Below are 21,417 nucleotides of genomic sequence, written 5' to 3'. Positions count from 1 at the left end.
CGTCGCGCCCGGCGCTCCTGCGCCGTCGTGTCGCGCGGCGCGCCGTGGCTCCCGGCGCGGGCGCCCGATCACACCACGACGGCCGCGCTCGGCTCGACGAAGCAGAGGCGGTATCCGTCGGGATCGGTGATCACGGCCTCCCGGGTGTGCCAGGGCTGGTCGCGCGGCCCATCCACGGCGGCGCCGGCCGCCGTGGCGCGCGCCGCGATGGTCTCGACGCCGAGATCGCCGGTGGCGCTGAAGCAGACGATGACGCCGACGCCGCGCTGCCCCGCGAGCGCGACGCCCGGCGGGGTCGCGACGAGGAAGAGGTCGGCGTGACGCGCCCAGCGCAGGTGGACGAACACCGGATCCTGGTGGACGCGGGTGAAGCCGAGGAGCCCGTAGAACGAGGCGGAGCGCTCCGCGTCGGCGACGAGGAGCTTGACGTAGGAGGGCATCAGGTAGGGTTCGTCGGTGTGCATGTTCCTTGGAGCGGACGTGTGGTGTGCAGGGCAGAGACGCAAGCCGGCAGGCGGCGGAACCCCGGGCGCCAGGCGGGCGGGGACCCGGGCGGCGCCGCGGAGTGTACCAGTGGCACCATACGCTCGAGCTGCGCGCCGAGCGCCAGCTCGCGGTGCCGGCGACGTGGCTCCTGAGCGCCGGGCGGCCCGACGGGGTGCTGCGCGACTTCGGGTTCGTGCCGGACGCCGCCGGGGCGGAGGGCCTGTACGGCGCGCCGGCGCCGGGGTGGCGGGTCCAGATCGTGGTGATCGCCGAGCTGCCGCGCGTGAGGAGCACCGTGCTCCTGCGGCTGCTCGGCTCGGCGCGGGTGAGGCGGGCGGCGCTACGGGACCTTGCGTCGCTGCCGGAGGACGCGTGGGAGCGACGGGTGGCGCTGCCGTGGCTCGTTCGGTTAAGCTTCGAGGTGCCGGAGGATCTCCTTCCTGCGCTGCCGGCGGAAGAGAGGGATTTGATCGTGGAAACCCGGGAATGGTTCGAGCAGTTCACCGCGCGGAGGATCAACGAGGCGGTCAAAGAGGCGATCAAAGAGGCGGAGGAGCGCGGGGAGCTCCAGATGACGGCCCGGCTGTGCGCGATGCGGCTCGGCCGGCTGCTGACCGAGGTAGAGCACGCCGCGCTCGCGGAGCGGCTCGATCGGCTGGGGCAGGACCGGGTGGGGGAGGTGGTGCTCTCATTCACGGCCGAGGCGCTGGCGACCTGGCTCTCCGCCACCGACGCGTCGTGAGCGCGCGGGGGCGCCCGCCAGCGCTCCTGCCGCGCGCGCCCGCGGCGTGAGCGCGCCGCGCGAGCGCGGGAGCGACAGGAGCGACAGGAGCGGGCGCGAGAGCGACGGGCGCACCGCGATGGGACGAGCTACTTGGCGGCCTGCGCGGCCGGCTCGACGACGCAGCGGATCCCGAGGAAGCCGCACCGGTAGGTGACCTCGAAGCCGCCCGGCCGCGCCGTCCTGACGAGCGGCGGGATGCCGTCGCGCCAGCTGCCGCCGCGGGCGACGCGCATCTTGCCGCTGCCGTCGTTGGCGCTCGTGGTCCACTCGAACACGTTGCCGGCGAGGTCGTGGATGCCCTGCGGGCTCGCGCCGGCGGGGAAGCTGCCGACGTCGCACGCGGTCTTGCGCACCGTGCCGCCGCCGGACCAGCAGAGCTGATCCTTCGGGGCCTCGTCGCCCCACGGGTACGGGCGCGCCTCCTCGCCGCCGCGGGCGGCCCACTCCCACTCGGCGTCGCGCGGCAGCCGCTTGCCCTGCGCCGCGCAGTAGGCCTCGGCTTGCGCGAAGTCGACGCAGACCATCGGCTGCTTCTCCTTGCCGGCCACGCCGTAGGTCGACGCCTCCTTGGCGCAATTTGCGAGTGTATCCGTGCACTTACCTGCCTTGACGCACGCGGCGTAGGCCTCGGCGGTGACCTCGGTCTTGTCCATGCACAGGTCGGCCACGGTGGCCTTCACCTTGAGCGGGCCCATCACGAAGCTCCCCCCGGGGACCCGGGCCATGCCGTCCGGGCAGCCGTCGGAGGGCGTCGCCGGGGCGGCGGCCGCCGCGGCCGGCGCGTTGCCGGGTTGCGAGGTGGCCGTCCCGGGTTGCGAGGTGGCCGTCCCGGGTTGCGAGGTGGCCGTCCCGGGTTGGGCAGCGGCCGTCCCGGGTTGGGCAGCGGCCGTCCCGGGTTGGGCAGCGGCCGTCCCGGGTTGGGCCGGTCCGGCGGGCGGGGAGCCGTCGGGCGCCGCGGGAGAGGCGCCGCACGCGGCGGCGAGGACGCCGCACGAGGCGGCAGCAAGGAGCAGCGAGGGGAGGGTGAGGACGAGCGGCGTGGTGGGGGATCGCATGGTGTCTACGAGGCGGTCACGGTCGGCGCCGGGTCGCCTTCCAGCCAGTGCTCCTGGACGACGATCGCGGGCAACAAGGTGAACGGCCCGTCGTACCCCGGGCCGAAGGTCAGGATCTGGATCACCCGCCGATCGCCGCGGCGGATCGGGAACATCACCTCGCCGCCGCGGGGGAGCTCGCTGCCGCCCCGGGGCGGATCGATCCAGAAGGCCACCCCCTCGGTCTTGCCGCCGAGCAGAGAAATCGCGGAGATGGTGAGCTCCGGACAGCGGATGCGCAGCCACTCCCTCGTCCGGTAAGCGCGGCAGCCCGCCGCCGCGGGGCCGACACGGGAGAGCCGGACGCGCGGCGCGGCCTTCCACTCGGCGGCAGTGGGCTGCTTGGACGGCTCGGACGGGAAGGCCTCGGCGTCGAGCGGGCGCTCCTCGCCGATATCGGGCGCGGCGGTCTGCGGTGCGCCTGGCGCGGCGGTCTGCGGTGCGCCTGGCGCGGCGGTCTGCGGTGCGCCTGGCGCGGCGGTCTGCGGTGCGCCTGGCGCGGCGGTTTGTGGTGCGCCCGGCGCGGCTTGCGGCGCGCCTGCCGGCTGCGCGCCGGGCACGCCGGGCGCCGCGGCCAGGATACCGGCCATCCCGGCCGCCATCGCGCCGATCAGGGCGAAGCGCGGCTTCATAACGTCTCCAGAAAGGCCACGAGCGCCGCCCGATCCTCGGGCGAGAGGTGGCTGGTCTTGCCCATCCAGTCGGCGTTCTGCTCGATGAGCTCCGCGAGCGTGCCGGCGCGACCGTCGTGCAGGTACGGGGGCCGCCCGCCCACGAAGCGCAGCGAGGGCGTCTTGTACTCGAGGCGCGGATCCTCGTCGTACCCCGGAGGCGGCGGCCGCTTCGGCATCGGGTACGCCGTGCGATCGGTGTAATCGCTCGTGGGCACGTGGCAGCGGGCGCACTTCGCCTCGTCGCTGTGGAAGATGTCCCGGCCGCGCTTCACCCGCTCGTCCGGCCCCGCCTCGGCGCGCGGCGGCGTCACGAGGCCGCGGCGCACGAACATCGCGAGGTACGTCGCCCGCGCCCCGAGGCCCGCCGGCGTGTGATCGATCGGCAGCCCGCCCCAGCGGTGCAGCCCCATGCCGGCCTGGAGCCTGCCGTGCAGGTCCTCGTTCTCGCCGTGCCACCCGTACGGCCCGGCCGCGCCGACGTTGCCGGCGAGCATCGGCGTGCGCCGCGGGTACCCCTTCTTCTTGGCGACCTCGGGGATGTTCTCCGGCCGCCCGACGAAGTTCGCGTGCTCGCCGTCGGCGGTGCTGAACGTGGCCTCGCGCCAGACGTACCCGTCGTCGCGCCCCTCGGGGTGGCAGCCCGCGCAGCCGAGATTGCCGCTCACCGTCGCGTCGAGCGCGTTGTAGAAGAGCCGGCGGCCCTTCGCGACCTCGGGGCCGAGCGGATCGTCGGCGAGGTGCACGAGCGCCGCCGGGCCTTCCAGGGGCGGCCCGCCCGCGGCCGCCGCGGCGGCGCTCCCGGGGACGACCGCCGCCGCCGCCGCCGCGCTCGCAGGAGGGGCCGCCGCCGCGGCCGCATCGCTCAGCCGGAGCGACGCCACGTCGCCGGTCGAGCGGCAGAACACCCACGCCGTCGCCTCGTCCGCCGAGAGCGCGAGGCCGGTCGGGGCGCCGCAGGTGCCCGCCACGCGGATGTGCGGATCGTAGCGGCCGCCGACCTGGTACCGCGCCGCGATCGCCAGCGTGGGATCCACCGCGGTCGCGTCCACCTCGAGCACGAGGTCGTCGCCCTCGCCCGCGACGAGCAGCGTGCGCGCGCGCTTGCGGTAAGCCACGGCGCGCGGCTGCGTGACGGGCGTGACGCTCGCGCCCGGGAGGGTGATGACGCTCTCCGGCGTGATCACCTGCTCCGCGAACGCCGACCGGAGCACCGGCAGGTTGCCGTGGTGCGGCGGGGCCAGCGGCTCGTCGCGGCCGGTGATCAGCACGTCCACGGTCGCGGCGCCGAACCAGGCGGCGTGGCCCATGGCGCCGAGCGCGTGCCGCGCCGCGAACAGGCGCCGCCCGTCCTCGGAGAGCGCCACCGCGTAGCCCAGCGAGGCGGCGAGCCGCTCGCCCGACGGGGCGCGGAGCGGCGCCGCGGGCAGGGCGACGCGCCGCACCGCGGGCGACCCGCCGAGGCCGTCGATGCGCGTGAGATCCGCGCCGACGAGGTGGCTCACGTACGCGGCGCTGCCGTCGGGCAGCACGGCGACGCCGCGCGGCTCGCGGCCGACGTCGACGGTCCACCGGGTCCGCGCGGCCTCGAGGTCCACGGCCGAGACCTTGTGGGTCCACGCCGACGTCACGATCGCCGTCCTCTCGTCGGGCGTCACCGCGATCCCCCACGCGTCCGCCGGCAACGGGACGCGGCCCACCTCGACGAGGCCCGCCGCCGGGTCCGGCCGCAGGATGACCAGCAGCCCCGGGTCGCGGACCGTCGCGAGCACGCGGCGCTCCTGCCCGCCCAGCGCGAGCACCTGCGCGGGTTTGCCCGGCGCGGGCACGCCCACCCCCGGCCGCGCCGGGTCGAGCGGCAGCGGCACGACGCGCAGCACGCCGTGGTCCTCGTCGGCCACGTAGAGGGCGTCCTCGCTCACCGAGCGGGCGAGGGCGCCGCCCTCGCGGACCGGAGCGGGCAAGGGCGCGGCCGCGGCGGGGGGCGGCGCGGTAGGCCCGGCGGGGGCGAGGGCGCTGGCGGTCGGGGCAGGCCCCGCGTCCGGGCCGGCCGCGGGGCCGCTCGAGCACGCGCTCGCGGCGAGCGCGGCGAGCGCGGCGAGCGCGGTGAGCGCGGTGAGCGCGGTGAGCGCGGTGAGCGCGGTGAGCGCGGTGAGCGCGGTGACGTGGCGTGTCGCGAGGTCGCGCAAGGGAACGCAGGATGTTCGCTCACCCGCCAGCTCCGGGTCAACGTGCGCTGGCGGCGGACCCCGGAGCCCCGGCGCGACCCGCCGGCCTCCGACGTCCGCCGGCCGCGCGTCCGCCGGTCGCGATCGGACTCATCAGCTCCGGCCGGGCATCCGGCGCTGCCCGAGCGCCGCCGCGCGCGGGCGATATCGCTCCATGAACGGCGCGCTCGCGGGCCTCTATCGACATCGGTGCTCCGGCGCTCCACGCCTGTTCCGGTCCTGCTCAGACTGGCCACTTCTCCGGTGGCCGACGCGGCCCGCATCGCATGGAGCGCCGCGGCAAACCCCGCCGGCGCGAGCGCCGCCGGACGCCCTGCTCCAAGCGTGGCGCCGTGGTGAGGCTCACGCGGGCAGCACCACAAAGGGCTGGATTGCCGCAGGTGGGTGAATAGGCTCCCTCGATTCCGGAGATGATCCTCGAACAAGCGATCTAGACAGGAATCGCCCGGAGTGCGACTGTGCGGAGATCGCGCGCGCGGCGACGCGCCTCGCGCACGCGAGCGCGGACCCGCCAGGGAGATTCATGCGACCACCGAGCCACTCCACCTCCTGCGCCCGACGGCGCGCGCGGCCGGGCCGTGGGCGCCGCCGGGCGCAGACCGCCGGCTCCGTCCTCTGCTCGCGGGCCTCCTTGTCGGCGGCCGCGCGGCCCGCGCGCCGCGCCCGCCGGCACAGCCGCCCGCCGCGCTTCGTCGCGGCGCGGCGGCGGCGCGGCGCCCGCTCCCCTGCGAGGGCGGCGCGCCGCCGTCGCGCCCGCCCGCTGTGGTCTGTGGTAAGTGTGCGGCACGATCCCCGGCGTGGCTGCGCTGGCGGGCGGCCAAGCATGTTGGCGAGGTGAAATGCTGTCTCCTTCGTATTCCCTGGGCAGAGAGATTTACAGCGACGCGAGCGTCGCTGTCTTCGAAGGCTTCTGGGGCGCCGAGCAGCTCCCCGTCGTGGTCAAGGTCCTGAAGAGCGAGTTCCCGAGCGCGCGCGCGCTCGCCTCGCTCCGGCACGAGTACAATGTCCTCCGCGCGCTCGACGTCGAGGGCGTGGTCAAGACGCACGCCCTCGAGGAGAACGAGCACGGCGCCGCCCTCGTGCTCGAGCGGCCGACCGGCCGGACGCTCCACGACCTCCTGCGCGCCGCCCCGCTCGACCTCAAGGCGGCCTTGACGATCGCCCTCTCGGCCGCCCGGGTCCTCGACGAGATCCACCGCCACAAGGTGATTCACAAGGACGTCAAGCCGCACAACATCCTGGTCGACCCCGACACCCTCGATGTCCACTTCACGTGCTTCGGCATCGCGACGCTCCTCCCGCAGGAGACGCAGCAGGCGATCAGCCCCGAGGCGCTCGAGGGCACGCTCGCCTACATGTCGCCCGAGCAGACCGGCCGCATGAACCGCTTCATCGACCGCCGCACCGACCTCTACTCGCTCGGCGTGACGTTCTACGAGATGCTCACCGGCGCCTTGCCCTTCGGCGAGAGCGAGCCGATGGATCTCATCCACGGCCACATCGCGCGGACGCCCGCCCCGCCGCACGAGCGCGCGCCCGGCGTGCCCGAGGCGGTCTCCCGCATCGTGATGAAGCTCCTCGCCAAGAACGCGGAGGACCGGTATCAGAGCGCCTACGGGGTCGCGGCCGACCTCGACCTGTGCCTCCGGCAGCTCTCGGCCACGGGCACCATCGAGCCGTTCGCGCTCGGCCGGCGCGACGTCCCGGATACGCTGCGCATCCCGCAGAAGCTCTACGGCCGCGCCGAGGAGGAGCGCGCGCTGCTCGCCGCCTTCCAGCGCGCCGCCGACGGCGCCGGCGAGCTCGTCCTCGTGTCCGGGTACTCGGGCATGGGCAAGTCGGCCCTCGTGAACGAGATCCAAAAGGCCATCGCCGAGCGCGGGGGGTACTTCGCCGCCGGGAAGTTCGAGCACCTGAACCGGAGCGTCCCGTACGCCTCCCTGGCGCGGGCGTTCCGCGAGCTCATCCGGCACGTCGTCACCGAGCGGCCGGAGCGGCTCTCGCGCTGGCGCGGGGATCTCCACGTCGCGCTGGGGGGCAGCGGCCAGCTCCTCGTCGACATCATCCCGGAGCTCCAGTGGATCGTCGGCCCCCAACCCCCGGCGCCCCCGCTCGGGCCGGCGGAGTCGCAGGGCCGCTTCCACGCGGTCTTCAAGGCGTTCGTCCGCGTCTTCGCGCGCGCCGAGCACCCCCTCGTGCTCTTCCTCGACGACCTGCAGTGGGCCGACCCGGCCTCGCTCAAGCTGCTCCAGGTCCTCGCCGCCGACCCGGAGCGCGCCCACCTGCTCGTGATCGGCGCCTACCGCGACAACGAGGTCCACGAGGGGCACCCGCTGCGCCTCGCCCTCGGCGAGATCGAGCGGGCGGGCGCGCCCATCCGCGAGATCACGCTCAAGCCGCTCGCCCTCGCCGACGTGGTCGCGCTGCTCGCGGACGCGCTCTCCGCCGTCCGGGCCGACGTCGAGCCGCTCGCCCGCGTGGTGTTCGAGCGGACCCGCAGCAACCCGTTCTTCGTGCGGCAGTTCCTCGGCGCCCTGCACGCCGAGGGCCTGCTCCGCTTCGAGGCGGGCGCGTGGACGTGGGATCTCGACCGGATCCGGAGCCGCCCGGTCACCGACAACGTCGTCGATTTCATGGCGCGCAAGATCCGGGAGCTCGAGCCCGATCTCGTGCGTGTCCTCAAGCTCGCGGCGTGCATCGGGCACCAGTTCGACCTGCGCACGCTCGCGGTCATCGACGAGCGGCCGCCGCACGAGACCGTGGCCGCGCTGTGGAAGGTCCTGCAGGAGGGCCTGATCTCGCCCGTGGACGCCGATTACCGCCTCGCGCACGCGGGCGACGCCGAGGCGCGGAACAGCCTCGACTGGCGCGTCCACTACCGCTTCTTGCACGACCGCGTCCAGCAGGCGGCCTATTCGCTCATCGAGGAGGGCCGCAAGCGGGAGGTCCACCTGCGGATCGGGCGGCTCATGCTCGCCAGCGCCGAGGGGGCCGCGAGAGAAGAGGCGCTCTTCGACATCGTGAACCACATCAACATCGGCGCTCCCCTCGTGCGCTCCCCCGAGGAGCGGGCCGAGGCCGCCGCCCTGAACCTCGCCGCCGGCAAGAAGGCCAAGGCGGCCACCGCCTACGAGGCCGCCGCGAGCTACCTCCGGACCGGGATGGATCTCCTGCCCGACGACGGCTTCACGGGCTACTACGAGCTCACCCTCGCGCTCCACCGGGAGCGCGCCGAGGTCGAGTCCCTGTGCGGCGCCTTCGACGAGGCGGAGCGGCTCTGCGCCGAGGCGCTCGCGCGCGCCCGGACCCCGATGGACAAGGTCTCGATCCTGCTCGTGCAGGCGAACCAGTACCTCTTCCAGTGGCGCAATCACGAGGCGACCCTCGTCCAGAAGGCCGGCCTCGGGCTGCTCGGCTGCCCGATCCCCGAGGCGCGGGAGGAGGTCGCCGCGATGCTCGATCAGGAGCTCAAGGCGGTGCCTGTGCTGCTCGGCGGGCGGAGCATCGAGGAGCTCGCCCACATCCCGAGGATGACCAGCGTCGAGCACCCGGTGATGCTGGAGCTCCTCCAGGGACTGTTCTTCGGGGCGTACAACTCCAGCGATCAGACGCTCGCGAACCTCGCCATCGCGAAGATGGTGACGATCTCGCTCCAGCACGGGAACTGCGATACGTCCGCGTTCGGCTATGTCGCGTACGGGATGGTGGTGGGCCCGCTGCTCGGCGAGTACAAGACCGCGTACCGGTTCGGCCGGATGGCGGTGAGCCTGGCCGATCAGCTCGACAACCCCGTGCTCAGGGCCAAGACATACCACATCTTCTCCGCGGACGTTCACAGCTGGACGCAGCACCTGCGGAGGGCCGATCCCTACTACGACCGCGTCTACCAGCTCGGGCTCCAGGCCGGCGACTGGACGGCCATGGGCTACATGATCAGCCAGAGCGGCTCGGACAGGCTCACCTACGGGATGCCCCTCCCGGAGCTCTCGAAGCTGGCCGAGGGGCACCTAGCGTTCCTGGAGCGCGCGAAGAGCCACGACATCATCGATATCCTCCTCGCGGGCGTGATCCAGCCGATCCGGTGCCTGCAAGGGCTCACGAAGAGCCGGCTCAGCTTCGACGACGCGACGTTCGAGGAGGCGTCGTACGCCGAGAAGCACGGCGGCTCGCCCTACCACATGGCCTGGCTCCATTATGCCAAGATCCGGAATGCGTACGTCTTCCGCGACCGGGCGAGCTTCCCCGAGCTCCTGCCGAAGCTCTCCGTGGTCGAGAGCGCCTTGCCCACGCACGCGAAGGTGCCCGAGGCGACGTTCTACGCGGCGCTCATGCGGTTCGCCCTCTGGGACGGCGCCGGCGACGAGGAGCGGCGGGAGCACGAGGAGCACCTCGCGCGGCTCCTGGATCGGATGAAGCGCTGGGCCGACGCCGGGCCGGAGAACATCCAGCACAAATACCTCCTCTTGCTCGCCGAGCAGGCCCGCGTCGAGGGGCGGCCGACCGACGCGATGGACCTGTACGAGCGGGGCATCGAGGCCGCGAAGCAGGCGGAATACATCAACAACCAGGCGCTCGGGAACGAGCTTTACGGCAGGTTCTGGCTCGCCCGGGGCAGGACCGAGTTCGCGGGGATGTTCCTGCGCAAGGCGGCCTACCTGTACGATCGCTGGGGCGCGAGCGCCAAGGTGCGGGCGCTCCGCGAGGAGCACGCGCCGCTGCTCGCCGCGCTCCAGAGCAACGCGCCGCCGCCGGCCTCCGCGCCCGCGGCGGCGGAGCCCGCCTCCGGGGCGCTCACCGCCGGCGAGACCTTCAACCTCGCCACGGTCCTCCGGACCGCGCAGGCCATCTCGAGCGAGATCGTGCTCGACAAGGTCCTCGATCAGGTGCTGCGCATCGTGATCAAGAGCGCCGGGGCGAGCCGGGGCTTCTTGATCCTCGCGCGCGGAGAGGCCCTGACGGTCCGGGCGATGATCTCGATCGATCCCGACGTGGTGAGCCTCGGGCTCGCGACGCCCGTGGAGGAGCGCCTCGATCTGGCCCGCCCGGTCGTGCACTACGTCGCGCGCTCGCGCGAGGCGGTCGTGATCGGCCGCGCGGCGGACGATCCGCGCCTCGCCGGCGATCCTCACGTGATCTCGCGCAGGCCGAAGTCGATCCTGGCCTTGCCGCTGCTCCACCAGGGGCGGCTCAGCGGCGTGCTCTACCTGGAGAACCACCTCGCCGAGCACGTCTTCACCGCCGACCGAACCGAGCTCCTGCGGCTCCTCTCGTCGCAGGCGGCGGTGGCGCTGGAGAACGCGCTCCTCTACGCGAACCTGGAGTCCGTGAGCGCCGAGCTGCGGCAGGCGAACGACCGGCTCGAGCGGGAGGTGAAGCAGCGGACCGAGGAGCTCTCGCAGGCGAACGAGCGGCTGCGCGCGCAGCGCGAGGAGCTCCAGGAGATCAACACGCGGCTCACCCACGAGCTCGGCGAGCGCGAGCGCGCCGAGGCGGCGCGCGCCGAGCTCCAGGAGGAGATCATCCGGTTCCAGCGGGAGAAGATCTCGGAGCTGTCGACCCCGCTCGTCCCGATCACGAAGGACGTCATGGTCATGCCGCTCGTCGGCACGCTGGACGAGGAGCGCGCCGAGGACGTGCTCGAGACGTTGCTCGAGGGCGCGACGCGGAGCAGCGCCCGCGTCGTCATCATCGATGTCACCGGGATCAAGGGCGCCGATCAGCGCGTCGCCAACGCCCTGCTGAACGCGGCGAACGCGCTCCGGCTGCTCGGCGCCCAGGCCGTCCTGACGGGCGTCCGCGGCGAGGTCGCGCGGGCGCTCGTCGGGCTCGACGTCGACATGAGTCGCATCGTCATCCGAGGCACGCTGCAAAGCGGCATCGCGTTCGCGGTGGGGCGCTCGGGCGCCGCGTTCGTTTGACGCGGCGGGGCCGGGTCGAATCGTGTGGACATATGTCGCGCGGATCGCGCATGATGGCGCCGCGGATCAGCCGGGGGTGCCGGCCTCATCACGCGCCGTGCGGTCGCCTGGGGAGGTGCACGGAGGAGATGGGGAGGGCGGCTGATCGACGCCGGAGGGCGAAGCCATGTCGAAGAGCGTTGGTCGTCGGTTCATCGTGGGGATCTGCGTCGCGGTGGGGCTCGCGGCCCTCGGCTGCGAGGGCGGCGGCGCGGCGCCGGCGTCGGGACCTGCGCCGGGGCCCGCGCCGGCCGCCAAGCCGAAGCTCGCCTACATCACGAACGGCGTCGCGCCGTTCTGGACCATCGCGGAGAAGGGCGTGCGCGACGGCGCGAAGGAGTACAACGCCGACGTCAGCGTCGTGATGCCCGGCGACGTCAACGACCAGATGCGCCGGGTCGAGGACCTGCTCATCCGCGGCGTCGACGGCATCGCGATCAGCCCGATCGACGCGGAGAACCAGGTCCCCCTGCTCAACAAGGCGGCGGCGAAGACCAAGCTCATCACCCAGGACTCGGACGCGCCCAAGAGCGATCGCATCGTGTACGTCGGCATCGACAACTACGTCGCTGGCCGGATGGCGGGTCAGCTCGTGAAGGAGGCCATCCCCGCCGGCGGGAAGGTGGCGATCTTCGTCGGGCGCATCGAGGGCGACAACGCCAGGAAGCGCCGGCAGGGCGTGCTCGACGAGCTGCTCGAGCGGGGCGACACGAGCGCGGGCATGGACCCGATGGGGCAGGAGATCAAGGGGCAGAAGTACACCATCGTCGCGACGCTCACCGACCAGATCGACGCCGCGAAGGCCAAGAGCAACGCCGAAGACATGATGTTGGCGCACCCCGATCTCGTGGGGCTCATCGGCCTGAACGCCTACCACACGCCGGCCTTGCTGGAGGCGCTCAAGCAGGCGGGGAAGAAGGGCAAGATCCAGGTCGTCGGCTTCGACGAGCAGGACGCGACGCTGCAGGCGATCAAGGACGGCGAGACCGTCGGCACCGTGGTGCAGAACCCGTACATGTACGGCAAGGAGTCGGTGCGTGTGCTCGCGGCCATCGTGCGCGGCGACACCTCCGTGGTGCCGGAGAACAAGTTCATCGCCATACCGGTCCGGACCATCCGCAAGGACAACCTGGAGCCGTTCTGGGCCGACCTGAAGAAGCACGCGGCCGTCTCCGAGTGATCTCCCGCGCGGGGCGCGCCCTCGCGGCGCCCCGGCTCCCCCGGCCCCTCGACCCCTGACGCGCATGACAGCCCCCTCGTCCGGCCAAGGCCCATCCCCGCTGCTCGAAGCGCGCGGCTTGACGAAGCGCTTCCCCGGGGTGCTGGCGCTCCGCGACGTGAGCCTCGCGCTCGGCCGCGGCGAGGTGCTCGGCATCGTCGGCGAGAACGGCGCCGGCAAGAGCACCCTCATGAAGATCCTCGCCGGCGTCGTGGCGCCCGACGCCGGCGACGTCCTCCTCGACGGGCGCCCCGTCGCGCTCGGCTCGGTGCGGGACGCGCTCGCCCGCGGGATCGCGCTGATCCACCAGGAGCTCAACCTCGCGGAGAACCTCGACATCGCCGCGAACATCTTCCTCGGCCGGGAGCCGCGGCGGGGCGGGCTCATCGACGAGGGCAGGGTGGAGCGCGAGGCGCGGGCCGTCCTCGCCCGGGTCGGCCTCGACCACGCGCCGCGCGCGATCGTCGGGGGCCTGTCCCTCGGGCAGCGGCACCTCGTCGAGATCGCGAAGGCGCTCTCGGCCGACGCCCGGGTGCTCATCATGGATGAGCCCACGTCGTGCCTGAGCCGGCACGAGGCCGACAACCTCTTCCGGGTCGTGCGGGAGCTGCGCGACAAGGGCATCAGCGTCCTTTACATCTCTCACCGCCTCGGCGAGGTGAAGGCGCTGTGCGATCGCGTGATCGTGCTGCGCGACGGCGAGAACGCGGGCGAGCTGCTCCGCGAGCAGATGACCCACGATCGCATCGTCAAGCTGATGGTCGGCCGCGACCTCTCCCAGTTCTATCCGCACGTGCCGCACCCGCCGGGCGAGCCGGTGCTCGCCGCGGAGGCCCTGAGGACGCCGAGGCACCCCGAGCACGCCCTCCACTTCGCGGTCCGCGCCGGGGAGATCGTCGGCGTGGCGGGGCTGCTCGGCGCGGGGCGCACGTCGCTGCTCAAGACGTTGTTCGGCGTCACGCCGGCGGCCTCCGGCGTCGTCCGCGTGGCCGGGCGCGAGCTCGCCGCGCGCACCCCGCGCGACGCCATCGCCGCCGGGATCGGCCTCGTCCCGGAGGATCGCCAGGAGCAGGGGATCATCCTGGAGATGGCCATACGCCACAACATGAGCCTCCCGAACCTGCGCAAGGCGCGCCGTTATGGCTTCCTGGACCGGCGGGAGGAGCGCCGGATCTCCGCGCAGATGGTCCGCGATCTCGACGTGAAGACGCCGAGCGACGAGCAGCCCGTACAGCACCTCTCCGGCGGGAATCAGCAGAAGGTGGTCATCGGCAAGTGGCTCGCGATGGCGCCGCGCGTGCTCTTGATGGACGAGCCGACCCGCGGCATTGACGTCGGCGCGAAGCACGAGATATACCAGCTGATGGAGCGGTTCGCCGCGGGCGGCATGGCGATCCTGTTCGTGTCGAGCGACATGGAAGAGGTGATGGGCATGTCCGATCGTGCGCTCGTGATGCACGAGGGGCGCATCGCCGGAGAGCTCGGCCGCGCCGAGCTGAGCGAGGAAGCGATCATGGAGCTCGCGACCGGCGGCGACGCCGCGGCGTGAGCGGAGCGCGCGAGGCCGGCTCGAGACCTGGAGGACCGTTCCCGTGATCACGCGATCTGAACCCCGAGCGCGCGGCGCCGCGCCGCTCTTGCCCGACGCGCGGCGAAAGGTCCTCGGCGTCCTCTGGCTGCTCGTCGTGGTGTCCCTCGCCACGGCGATGATGAACAACCGGTTCCTCCTCGCCGACAACCTGGAGAACCTGATCCGGCGCACGGCGCTGTTCGGCATCCTCAGCGTCGGGGCCGGCCTCGTCATCATGACGGGCGGTATCGACCTGTCGATCGGCTCGGTCGTGGCGCTCGCGGGCTCGCTGCTGCCGTGGCTGCTCGCGGTCCACAAGTGGCCGGCCGCCCTGGCCGTGCCCCTCTTGCTCGGCATCGCCCTCTGCATCGGGCTCGCGCACGGGCTGCTCATCACGAAGCTCCGGCTGCAGCCGTTCGTGGTCACGCTGTGCGGGCTCTTGCTGTACCGGGGCACCGCGCGCGGGATCACCGGCGATCTGACCCAGGGGTTCGGCGTCGGTCACGAGTCGCTGCGTTACCTGTCGGTCGGCACCCCGTTCTCGATCCCGGTGCCGTTCCTCTCGTGGATCGCCGAGGGCGGGTTCAGCCCCTACGCGGTGAACCCGTTCACCGGCGCGAGGACGCGCCTCGATGTGATCACGTGGATCGACGTCCCGATGCCCTTCCTGCTCTTCCTCGCGATCGTGATCGCGACGTCGGTCTTCCTGAGGCGCACCGTCTACGGCCGTTACCTCATGGCGCTCGGCCGCAACGAGCAGGCGGCGCGTTACAGCGGGGTCAACACCGACGCGATGACGATCCTCGCCTATGTCCTGTGCGCGCTGCTCTCGTGCTTCGGGGGCATGCTGTTCGCCCTCGAGGTCAACTCGGCCCAGCCGGTCGACTTCGGCAATTTCTACGAGCTCTACGCGATCGCGGCGGCCGTGCTCGGGGGCTTCAGCCTGCGGGGCGGCGAGGGCTCGGTGCTCGGCGTCGTCCTCGGCACCGCGCTGATGCAGGTGCTCCGCAACGCGATCAACATGCTGGGTGTGCCGACCCAGATCGAGTACGCCGTCATCGGCGCCGTCATCCTGAGCGGCGTCGTCGTCGACGAGCTGGTGCGGCGTTACGCGGCGGGGCGCCGCAAGCTGGCCGGCCCGTGAGCGCCGCCGGCGCGGGGGCCGGCGCCGGCGCTCCGCGCAGTGTACAAACGGAAGAACATGCGTCCTCCTCGCTCGCCTTCACAGCGGGGAGCACGGACCGGACGTGCGCCCGGACCCAAGCGCTTGAACACCTGTCCACGCAGATCCGCTGACGTGCAGTGGAGACGGTCGCCGTAGCCCGTTCGCCGCCGTTTGATTCTCAAGCCCCGTGACGCGGCGATCAGACGGGCACGCGCCGAGGCACGTTGTGCCATCTCGAGCTGCGGTATCGGCCTCGGCCGGCCGCTGGCCGGCCAATCGGTGTTCCCCGCTGCTTTCGGCCTGGTGCGCCGATCGAGGCGACGCCGCGGGAGAGGTCCGAGCGCGTCCTACATTGTCGGCACGCAACCTGCCAGAGGGTCCTCCTGCGGGGTCGCGCTGCGGGGTCGAGTCGTTCTGCTCGACGGGCGGCGAGGGCCGCGCCGTCTCCTGCGGACGTGCGGCTGCGACGCAGGGGCGCTGTGCGATCAGCGCAGCTGCATGGGCTTGATCCACCCTGTCCGGAGGTTTTCATGAGCACCCCGCTTCCATCTGGGCCTGTCTCCAACCGTCCTCGCGCGCTCGCCGACGCGCCGAGCTCCTCGCGCATGGCGCCCGCCTTCGCGGGCGCGCCGGTCTCGGACCGCGACGAGCTCGCCGCGCTGCTCTCGGCCCTCTTCTCCCTCGTGCAGCAGCGCCGGGACATCTGGCTTCCGCTGTCGTTCGGCGCGCTCGGCTTCGCGCCGATCGCGTCCCTCGCGCTCGCGATCTTCGGGCTCGCTCCGCTGCACATCACGACGATGACGGTGGTGATCCCCTCGTTCATCACCGCCATCGCGCTCGGCGTCTGGTACCCGCGTTATGGCCGGGTCGCCCTCCGAGGTTACCTGTTCGCCATCGCGGGGGTCTTGATGTACGACGTGACGCGGGCGCCCTGGAGCTTGCTCGCCGGCTGGAGCGACTTCGTCCCCAACATCGGCGCGCTCTTGCTCCACCGGGAGGAGCCGCACGCGGCGCTCGGCTACACCTGGCGCTGGCTCGGCAACGGCGGGGGCATGGGCCTCACGTTCGTCATGGTGTACCCGCTCGTCGCGCGGCGTCGTGACGTGGTCCAGTCGGCGCTCGTTTACGGCGTCGCCGTCTGGTCTTGTCTGGTCCTCACGTTGCTGCTCGCCCCGCGCGGCGAAGCGATCCTCTTCGAGATCACGCCGAAGAACCTGGCCTCGACCCTCCTCGGTCACCTCGTGTTCGGCGGTGTCATCGCGCTGCTCATGCGCTGGACCGGGACCAACGTCCGTCCGTATGCGGCGGATCGGCCCGGGATTGCCCCCCTCTCCAGGAGATAACCCCCCCACCCGCGCGCGCTGCGCCGCGCTGACTCACACGCCAGTCGAACGCCCGGTCATGGCCGCTCCCCAGGCGAGCGGAACGTGGCCGGGGCTGATGTATTTGGGCTCACGATCTGCTGCTCGAATCCCGATGGCGCCGCCATGGGGATGAGCCCCACATGCCCCGGTGAGGCGCGGGGGAGTCGCGTGCTAAGCTGCTGGACGCTGGCGTTCTATGCGGAGCAGCAGCGAGCAGATCGCGGCCATGCACGAGCGACGGCCCGTCGGCGCCAGGTAGAAACATCAATAAATTCCAGAGCTTGTGGCGATCGTGAGGAGGGCTCACGCGATGGCCGCCAGGCGGGAAGGGACGGCGTGATGCGGACTCGATATTCTTGTGGAGCGGTAATTATCCTGACGATGCTAGGGCTGCCGGGCTGCGCCCAGGAGAAGCCCACGTCTTCGGAGGAGCCCACCCCCGGTGAGGAGCCGACGCCCGGGGAGGAGCCCACGCCCGGAGAGCCTTCCTTCGCGCCCGAGCGAGGGAGCCCGGAGCTCGAGGGCGGACCGAAGCCCAGGGGCGCCGGCTTCGGCTTCGCGGTCGGCACGGGCGTAGCCTCGGTGTGGGGGCCGGCCGAGAAATCCTTCCTCGGCACCTCGGCGAGCGCGGGCTCCCGTGTGTACTTCACCGGGCACCGCGGCATTGTGTCCGAGGTGTTCTACCCGGTGCTCGACACGGTCAACACCGTGGACCTGCAGTTCCTGGTCGGGGACACGGCCAAGACCTTCGTCGACGAGGAGAAGCTGCAGAGTTACACGATCAGCCAGCCGGACAAACGCTCCATGCGGTGGCAGGCGACGACCAGCAACAGCGGTCACAACTGGCAGATCACGAAGACCATCTTCACCGATCCGACGCGTCATGCGCTGATCCAGCGCGTCAAGTTCGAGGCGCTGGGCGGCAAGGACGTCACGCAGTTCAACCTGTACCTGCTCCACAACCCGGCGATGGACAACTCGGGGGCGGGCGACACGTCGAAGACCGTGACGGCGACCGTGGCGTCGGAGACGCGCACGCTGCTCGTCGCCTCGGAGAACAGCCGCGCCTCGGCGCTCGCCACGTCGCGCCCGTGGAAGGTGGTGGGCGACGCCGCGATGGTGTCGAGCGGCTTCGTCGGCGAGACGGACGGCTGGACCGACCTCCTCGGCGGCAGCGCCGACAAGACCATGGACTGGCGATACGGCCAGGCGAGCGGCGGCAACGTGGCGCAGCTCGGCTGGATCGACCTCGGCGGCAGCGCCGTCACCAGCGTCTCGTTCGACGTGGTGCTCGGCTTCGGCGCCACGGAGGCCGAGGCGACAGCCACCGCGAACGCGACCCTGGGCAGCAACCTGAGCACCCTGCAAACCAGCTACGACAACGGGTGGCGCGCCTACGCGGGCGGGCTCAACAGCCAGGGCGGCACCGCCGACGACCAGTATTACCTCGCGGCGATGGCGCTCAAGACGATCCAGGACAAGTCGAACGGCGCGATGATCGCTGGCATGGGCACGCCGTGGGGCGAGATCAGCGGCGACGGCAACAACGGCGGATACCACCTGGTCTGGCCGCGCGATCTGTTCAAGTTCGCGAACGCGCTCGTGACGGCCGGAGACACGGAGACGGCGAAGTCGGTGGTGAGCTACCTGTTCAACACCCTGCAGCAGACGAGCGACTGCGGCGCCGGCGAGTACGATGCCCCCGGCTGTCCTCAAGGCTACAGCCGTGTCGGCCGCTTCCCGCAGAACGCCTGGGTGAGCGGCTGGCAGTACTGGCAGGGAACGCAGATGGATGAGCAGGCGATGCCGATCATCCTCGCCTGGCGGCTAGGCGCGTCGGTGTATGACCCGCTGTGGCCGAAGATCAAGAAGACGGCCGACTACATCGTGAGTACCGGCCCGTGGACGCAGCAGGAGCGCTGGGAGGAGAACTCCGGCTACTCACCGTCGACCATCGCGGCGGAGATCGCCGGCCTCGTGTGCGCCGCGGTGATCGCCCGCGGCAGCGGCGACGCCGCGAGCGCCGCCCGCTACCTGGCCGCGGCCGACTACTGGCAGCAGAGCGTCGAGCGCTGGACCTTCACCACGACCGGCTACCACGGCAACCGCAGCTACTTCATCCGGAACAACACGTCGAAGCCGCGCAAGACCGGCGCGGGTCCCGCGGTGTACGACCCGGTGTCCGGGCCGAACGAGGAGCTCATGGCCACGCACGGCAACGGCGGCGGCACGCACGACCAGCGCTACATCGTGGACGGCGGGTTCCTCGAGCTCGTGCGGATGGGGGTGAAACGTGCGGACGACCCGGCGATCCTGGACACGATTCCGGAGTACGACGCGATCTTGAAGCAGACGATCGCGGGCAAGGGCGACGCCTGGTTCCGCTACAACTACGACGGTTACGGCGAGAAGAACGACGGCACCGGCTACGACGGCACCGGTGGCCGTGGCCGGCTGTGGCCCATCTTCACGGCCGAGCGCGGCATGTTCGAGATCGCGGGCACCGGTCTCGGCGCCGCCGGCGTCCCCTTCCTGACCACCGTGAAGGCGTTCTCGACGCCGGCGGGCTTCATCCCGGAGCAGGTGTGGAACAACACGGCGAACATCACCGGCTGGCAGGTCACCACGCCCGAGCCCTTCGTGCCCGGCACCCCGACCAAGTCGATGAGCCCCCTCAACTGGGCGATGGGCGAGTACATCAGCCTGCTCGCGTCGATCAAGGCGGGCAAGATCGTCGACATCCCGTCGGTGGTCTGCGGCCGCTACAACAACTGCAAGGTCACCCCCGCGGCGGGCGAGGTCAGCGTGGCGGTCAACGTCACCGCCGACACCGTGGTCGGCCAGCACGTGTACGTCACCGGCAACACCGCGGCGCTGGGCAACTGGAACACGGATCTCGGCGTTCCGGTCGATCCGGCCACCTACCCCGTATGGAAGAACCACGTCAACCTGCCGGCAAGCAGCGCTGTCCAGTACAAGTACTATCACAAGGCCAATGGCACCGTGACCTGGGAGAGCCTGCCGGGCGGCGGCAACCGCACGCTGAACACCCCCGCGTCCGGTGAGATCGCGGTGAACGACACGGTGAGCTGGTAGCCAGGGAGGAAGGTCGCGGGCGAGGGGAGGGGCGGGAAGCGCCGGTAGAGGAACAGCTCTCCCGGCGCTCTCGTCCTTCAGGCGTCCTTCAGGCGTCCTTCAGGGCGCAGCTTCAGGGCACAGGGTCGCGAGGTCGACCGGGCACTCGAGCGTGCGGAGCCACGCGGTGGCGAGCGCGTCCACCGCGGCGTCCCCGTCGCCGTCGGTCCGCGTCTTGATGACGTCGATGAGGTCCTGCATCCGCGCGGCGTCCCCCACGTTGGCGTAGTAGAACTCGCTGAGGGCCTGATCGAGGACGCCTTCGCCGATCACCTCCGCGACCTCGCGGTAGAAGAACGCGCCCTTCATGTAGGGAACGTTCGACCAGAGCGGGTGGGTGAGGATGTCGATCTCGTTGCAGGTATCCGGCAGCGCGACGGTGTTCGTGGTCCCCGCGGGGTCGCAGAGCCTCTTGAGCTGGCATTCGTAGTCGGCCCAGGTGTCGACGCCGACCTGCTCCAGCGCGTGCGCCGCGAGGTACGTGGCGGTGCCTTCGGAGAGGACGAAGTCCTCCCAGCAGGCGATGCGCACGCCGTTGCCGAACCAGCCGTGCGCCGCCTCGTGCGCGCTGACGTCCTCGTTGGCGAGGGAGCCGCTCGAGACGTGCCAGAACGGGTGGTGCTCCATGCCGCCGTAGTCCCCGCCGCCCCAGTTGGCCGAGACGGTCCCGACGGTGCTGCTGAACGGGTAGGGGCCGTACGTGGTCTCCAGGAAATCGATCACGTCGACGAGGTGCGCGGCGCCGCTCGCCGCGTTCGCCTCCTCGCCGGGCAGGTGCCAGACGTTCACGTGCGTGCCGCTCGGGGTCGTGCCGAGCTCCAGCGTGATGAACTCGGCGACCGCGATCGCAGGCATGTAGGAGGGGGCCTCGACGGGGATCCTGTCCGGATAGATCGCCGTCATGCCTTCCGGTACGCCGGTGACGTTCATGGTGAAGATCACGCCTTCCGCCGGGTCCGACTTGCAAGGAAACAGGTTGCCGCAGAAGGTCGGCCACAGGAACGAGACCCCCTGTTCCGGCATCCATCCGTCGAAGTTGGCGTGCGGCTTGAAGGTGTACTCGACGTGGAGGATGGCGTTGTCCCCGGTCGACGGCACGCCGACGTGGAGCTGCCCGGGCCGCACCTCGTAGTCGAGGGGGCCCGACGGATCCCAGACCGACGTGATCTCGAGGTCGCCGATCTCGAACGACGCGGCGGTGCTGTCGGATGGCGCGAGGACGATGGTCACCCTGCCCACGAACGTGGTGACGTCGAGAGCGATCCCCGTCGAGAGGATGTCGCGGGTCCAGTCCTCGCCGGCCGGGGGCGTCCCGGAGCCGCCGCCGGAGCCGCCGTCGCCGCCGGAGCCGCCGCCGCCGGAGCCGCCGTCGCCGCCGGAGCCGCCGCCGCCGGAGCCGCCGTCGCCGCCGGAGCCGCCGCCGCCGCCGGAGCCGCCGTCGCCGGAGCCGCCGTCGCCGCCGGAGCCGCTGAGGCCGCCGCCGGAGCCGCCGCCACCGGAGCCGCCGTCGCCGCCGGAGCCGCCGCCGCCGCCGCCAGCGGAGATCGAGCTGCTGCTCGTGTCACCGCCGCTGCCGCCGCCGCCCTGGCCGTCGTCGCCGCCGCAGGCCCCCAGCCCGAGCGTCGCAGATGTCAAGATCGATAACCAAGCCCCGATTCGTCGCATACGTTCGCTCCTGCGCAAAGGTGGCCCAGGATAGTCTTCTGCTCACGCCCGGTCCACGGTACAGTTCCACCCGCATTGC

The 21,417-nt window shown here is 71.9% G+C and carries 12 protein-coding genes; 7 read left to right on the top strand and 5 right to left on the bottom strand.

Annotation, left to right across the window (positions count from 1 at the left end):
• Window positions 1–68: 68 nt before the first annotated feature.
• On the bottom strand, window positions 69–464 hold the full coding sequence (locus WMF43_RS24295) for a VOC family protein (protein WP_437683535.1): 396 nt from the start codon (window positions 462–464) through the stop codon (window positions 69–71).
• A gap of 101 nt (window positions 465–565) precedes the next feature.
• Here WMF43_RS24295 and WMF43_RS24290 point away from each other — a divergent pair, with 101 nt between their 5' ends.
• The gene (locus WMF43_RS24290) at window positions 566–1,228 is read left to right on the top strand and encodes a hypothetical protein (protein WP_437683534.1); all 663 of its coding nucleotides are present in this window, start codon (window positions 566–568) and stop codon (window positions 1,226–1,228) included.
• A gap of 128 nt (window positions 1,229–1,356) precedes the next feature.
• Here the strand turns inward: WMF43_RS24290 and WMF43_RS24285 are convergent, their stop codons facing one another.
• The 3 genes from WMF43_RS24285 to WMF43_RS24275 are packed head-to-tail and all read right to left on the bottom strand — an operon-like array spanning window position 1,357 to window position 5,224.
• Window positions 1,357–2,325, bottom strand: a complete 969-nt coding sequence (locus WMF43_RS24285; protein WP_437683532.1) for a formylglycine-generating enzyme family protein — start codon at window positions 2,323–2,325, stop codon at window positions 1,357–1,359.
• Between the two features lie 5 nt (window positions 2,326–2,330).
• Window positions 2,331–2,996 (bottom strand): hypothetical protein, encoded by a 666-nt coding sequence (locus WMF43_RS24280; protein WP_437683531.1) that lies wholly within the window; start codon window positions 2,994–2,996, stop codon window positions 2,331–2,333.
• The gene (locus WMF43_RS24275) at window positions 2,993–5,224 is read right to left on the bottom strand and encodes a hypothetical protein (protein ID WP_437683529.1); all 2,232 of its coding nucleotides are present in this window, start codon (window positions 5,222–5,224) and stop codon (window positions 2,993–2,995) included. The genes WMF43_RS24280 and WMF43_RS24275 overlap by 4 nt, the downstream gene beginning before the upstream one ends.
• Window positions 5,225–6,102: 878 nt before the next feature.
• Between WMF43_RS24275 and WMF43_RS24270 the strand changes: the two genes are divergently transcribed.
• The 6 genes from WMF43_RS24270 to WMF43_RS24245 all read left to right on the top strand — a co-directional run bounded on the left by WMF43_RS24270 (window position 6,103) and on the right by WMF43_RS24245 (window position 19,634).
• Window positions 6,103–11,181, top strand: a complete 5,079-nt coding sequence (locus WMF43_RS24270) for an AAA family ATPase (RefSeq protein WP_437683528.1) — start codon at window positions 6,103–6,105, stop codon at window positions 11,179–11,181.
• 166 nt (window positions 11,182–11,347) lie between these two features.
• Window positions 11,348–12,400 (top strand): sugar-binding protein, encoded by a 1,053-nt coding sequence (locus tag WMF43_RS24265; RefSeq protein ID WP_437683526.1) that lies wholly within the window; start codon window positions 11,348–11,350, stop codon window positions 12,398–12,400.
• Between the two features lie 64 nt (window positions 12,401–12,464).
• Window positions 12,465–13,988, top strand: coding sequence for a sugar ABC transporter ATP-binding protein (locus WMF43_RS24260; protein ID WP_437683525.1), 1,524 nt, complete (start codon window positions 12,465–12,467; stop codon window positions 13,986–13,988).
• 43 nt (window positions 13,989–14,031) lie between these two features.
• Window positions 14,032–15,153 (top strand): ABC transporter permease, encoded by a 1,122-nt coding sequence (locus WMF43_RS24255; protein ID WP_437683523.1) that lies wholly within the window; start codon window positions 14,032–14,034, stop codon window positions 15,151–15,153.
• Between the two features lie 551 nt (window positions 15,154–15,704).
• Window positions 15,705–16,517 carry a hypothetical protein gene (locus WMF43_RS24250; protein WP_437683521.1) on the top strand — a complete coding sequence of 271 codons (813 nt, stop codon included), beginning with the start codon at window positions 15,705–15,707 and terminating at the stop codon, window positions 16,515–16,517.
• A 402-nt stretch (window positions 16,518–16,919) separates the two neighbouring features.
• A complete protein-coding gene (locus WMF43_RS24245; RefSeq protein ID WP_437683519.1) occupies window positions 16,920–19,634 on the top strand; it encodes a glycoside hydrolase family 15 protein in 2,715 nt (904 codons plus the stop codon).
• Between the two features lie 99 nt (window positions 19,635–19,733).
• On the opposite strand, the gene WMF43_RS24240 is transcribed toward WMF43_RS24245, so the two are convergent.
• Window positions 19,734–21,308 (bottom strand): M1 family metallopeptidase, encoded by a 1,575-nt coding sequence (locus WMF43_RS24240; protein ID WP_437683518.1) that lies wholly within the window; start codon window positions 21,306–21,308, stop codon window positions 19,734–19,736.
• Window positions 21,309–21,417: the final 109 nt, after the last annotated feature.

The sequence above is a fragment of the Sorangium sp. So ce131 genome (genome assembly GCF_051519095.1).
In the GTDB taxonomy this organism is placed as follows: Bacteria; Myxococcota_A; Polyangia; order Polyangiales; family Polyangiaceae; genus Sorangium.
This window is presented reverse-complemented; position numbering and strand designations above follow the sequence as displayed.

What these genes read in the sequence shown, in the direction of transcription:
- WMF43_RS24295 (WP_437683535.1), bottom strand. Translation starts at nt 464, where the DNA reads ATGCACACCGACGAACCCTACCTGATGCCCTCCTACGTCAAGCTCCTC.
- WMF43_RS24285 (WP_437683532.1), bottom strand. Translation starts at nt 2,325, where the DNA reads ATGCGATCCCCCACCACGCCGCTCGTCCTCACCCTCCCCTCGCTGCTC.
- WMF43_RS24280 (WP_437683531.1), bottom strand. Translation starts at nt 2,996, where the DNA reads ATGAAGCCGCGCTTCGCCCTGATCGGCGCGATGGCGGCCGGGATGGCC.
- WMF43_RS24270 (WP_437683528.1), top strand. Translation starts at nt 6,103, where the DNA reads ATGCTGTCTCCTTCGTATTCCCTGGGCAGAGAGATTTACAGCGACGCG.
- WMF43_RS24265 (WP_437683526.1), top strand. Translation starts at nt 11,348, where the DNA reads ATGTCGAAGAGCGTTGGTCGTCGGTTCATCGTGGGGATCTGCGTCGCG.
- WMF43_RS24260 (WP_437683525.1), top strand. Translation starts at nt 12,465, where the DNA reads ATGACAGCCCCCTCGTCCGGCCAAGGCCCATCCCCGCTGCTCGAAGCG.
- WMF43_RS24250 (WP_437683521.1), top strand. Translation starts at nt 15,705, where the DNA reads ATGAGCACCCCGCTTCCATCTGGGCCTGTCTCCAACCGTCCTCGCGCG.
- WMF43_RS24245 (WP_437683519.1), top strand. Translation starts at nt 16,920, where the DNA reads ATGCTAGGGCTGCCGGGCTGCGCCCAGGAGAAGCCCACGTCTTCGGAG.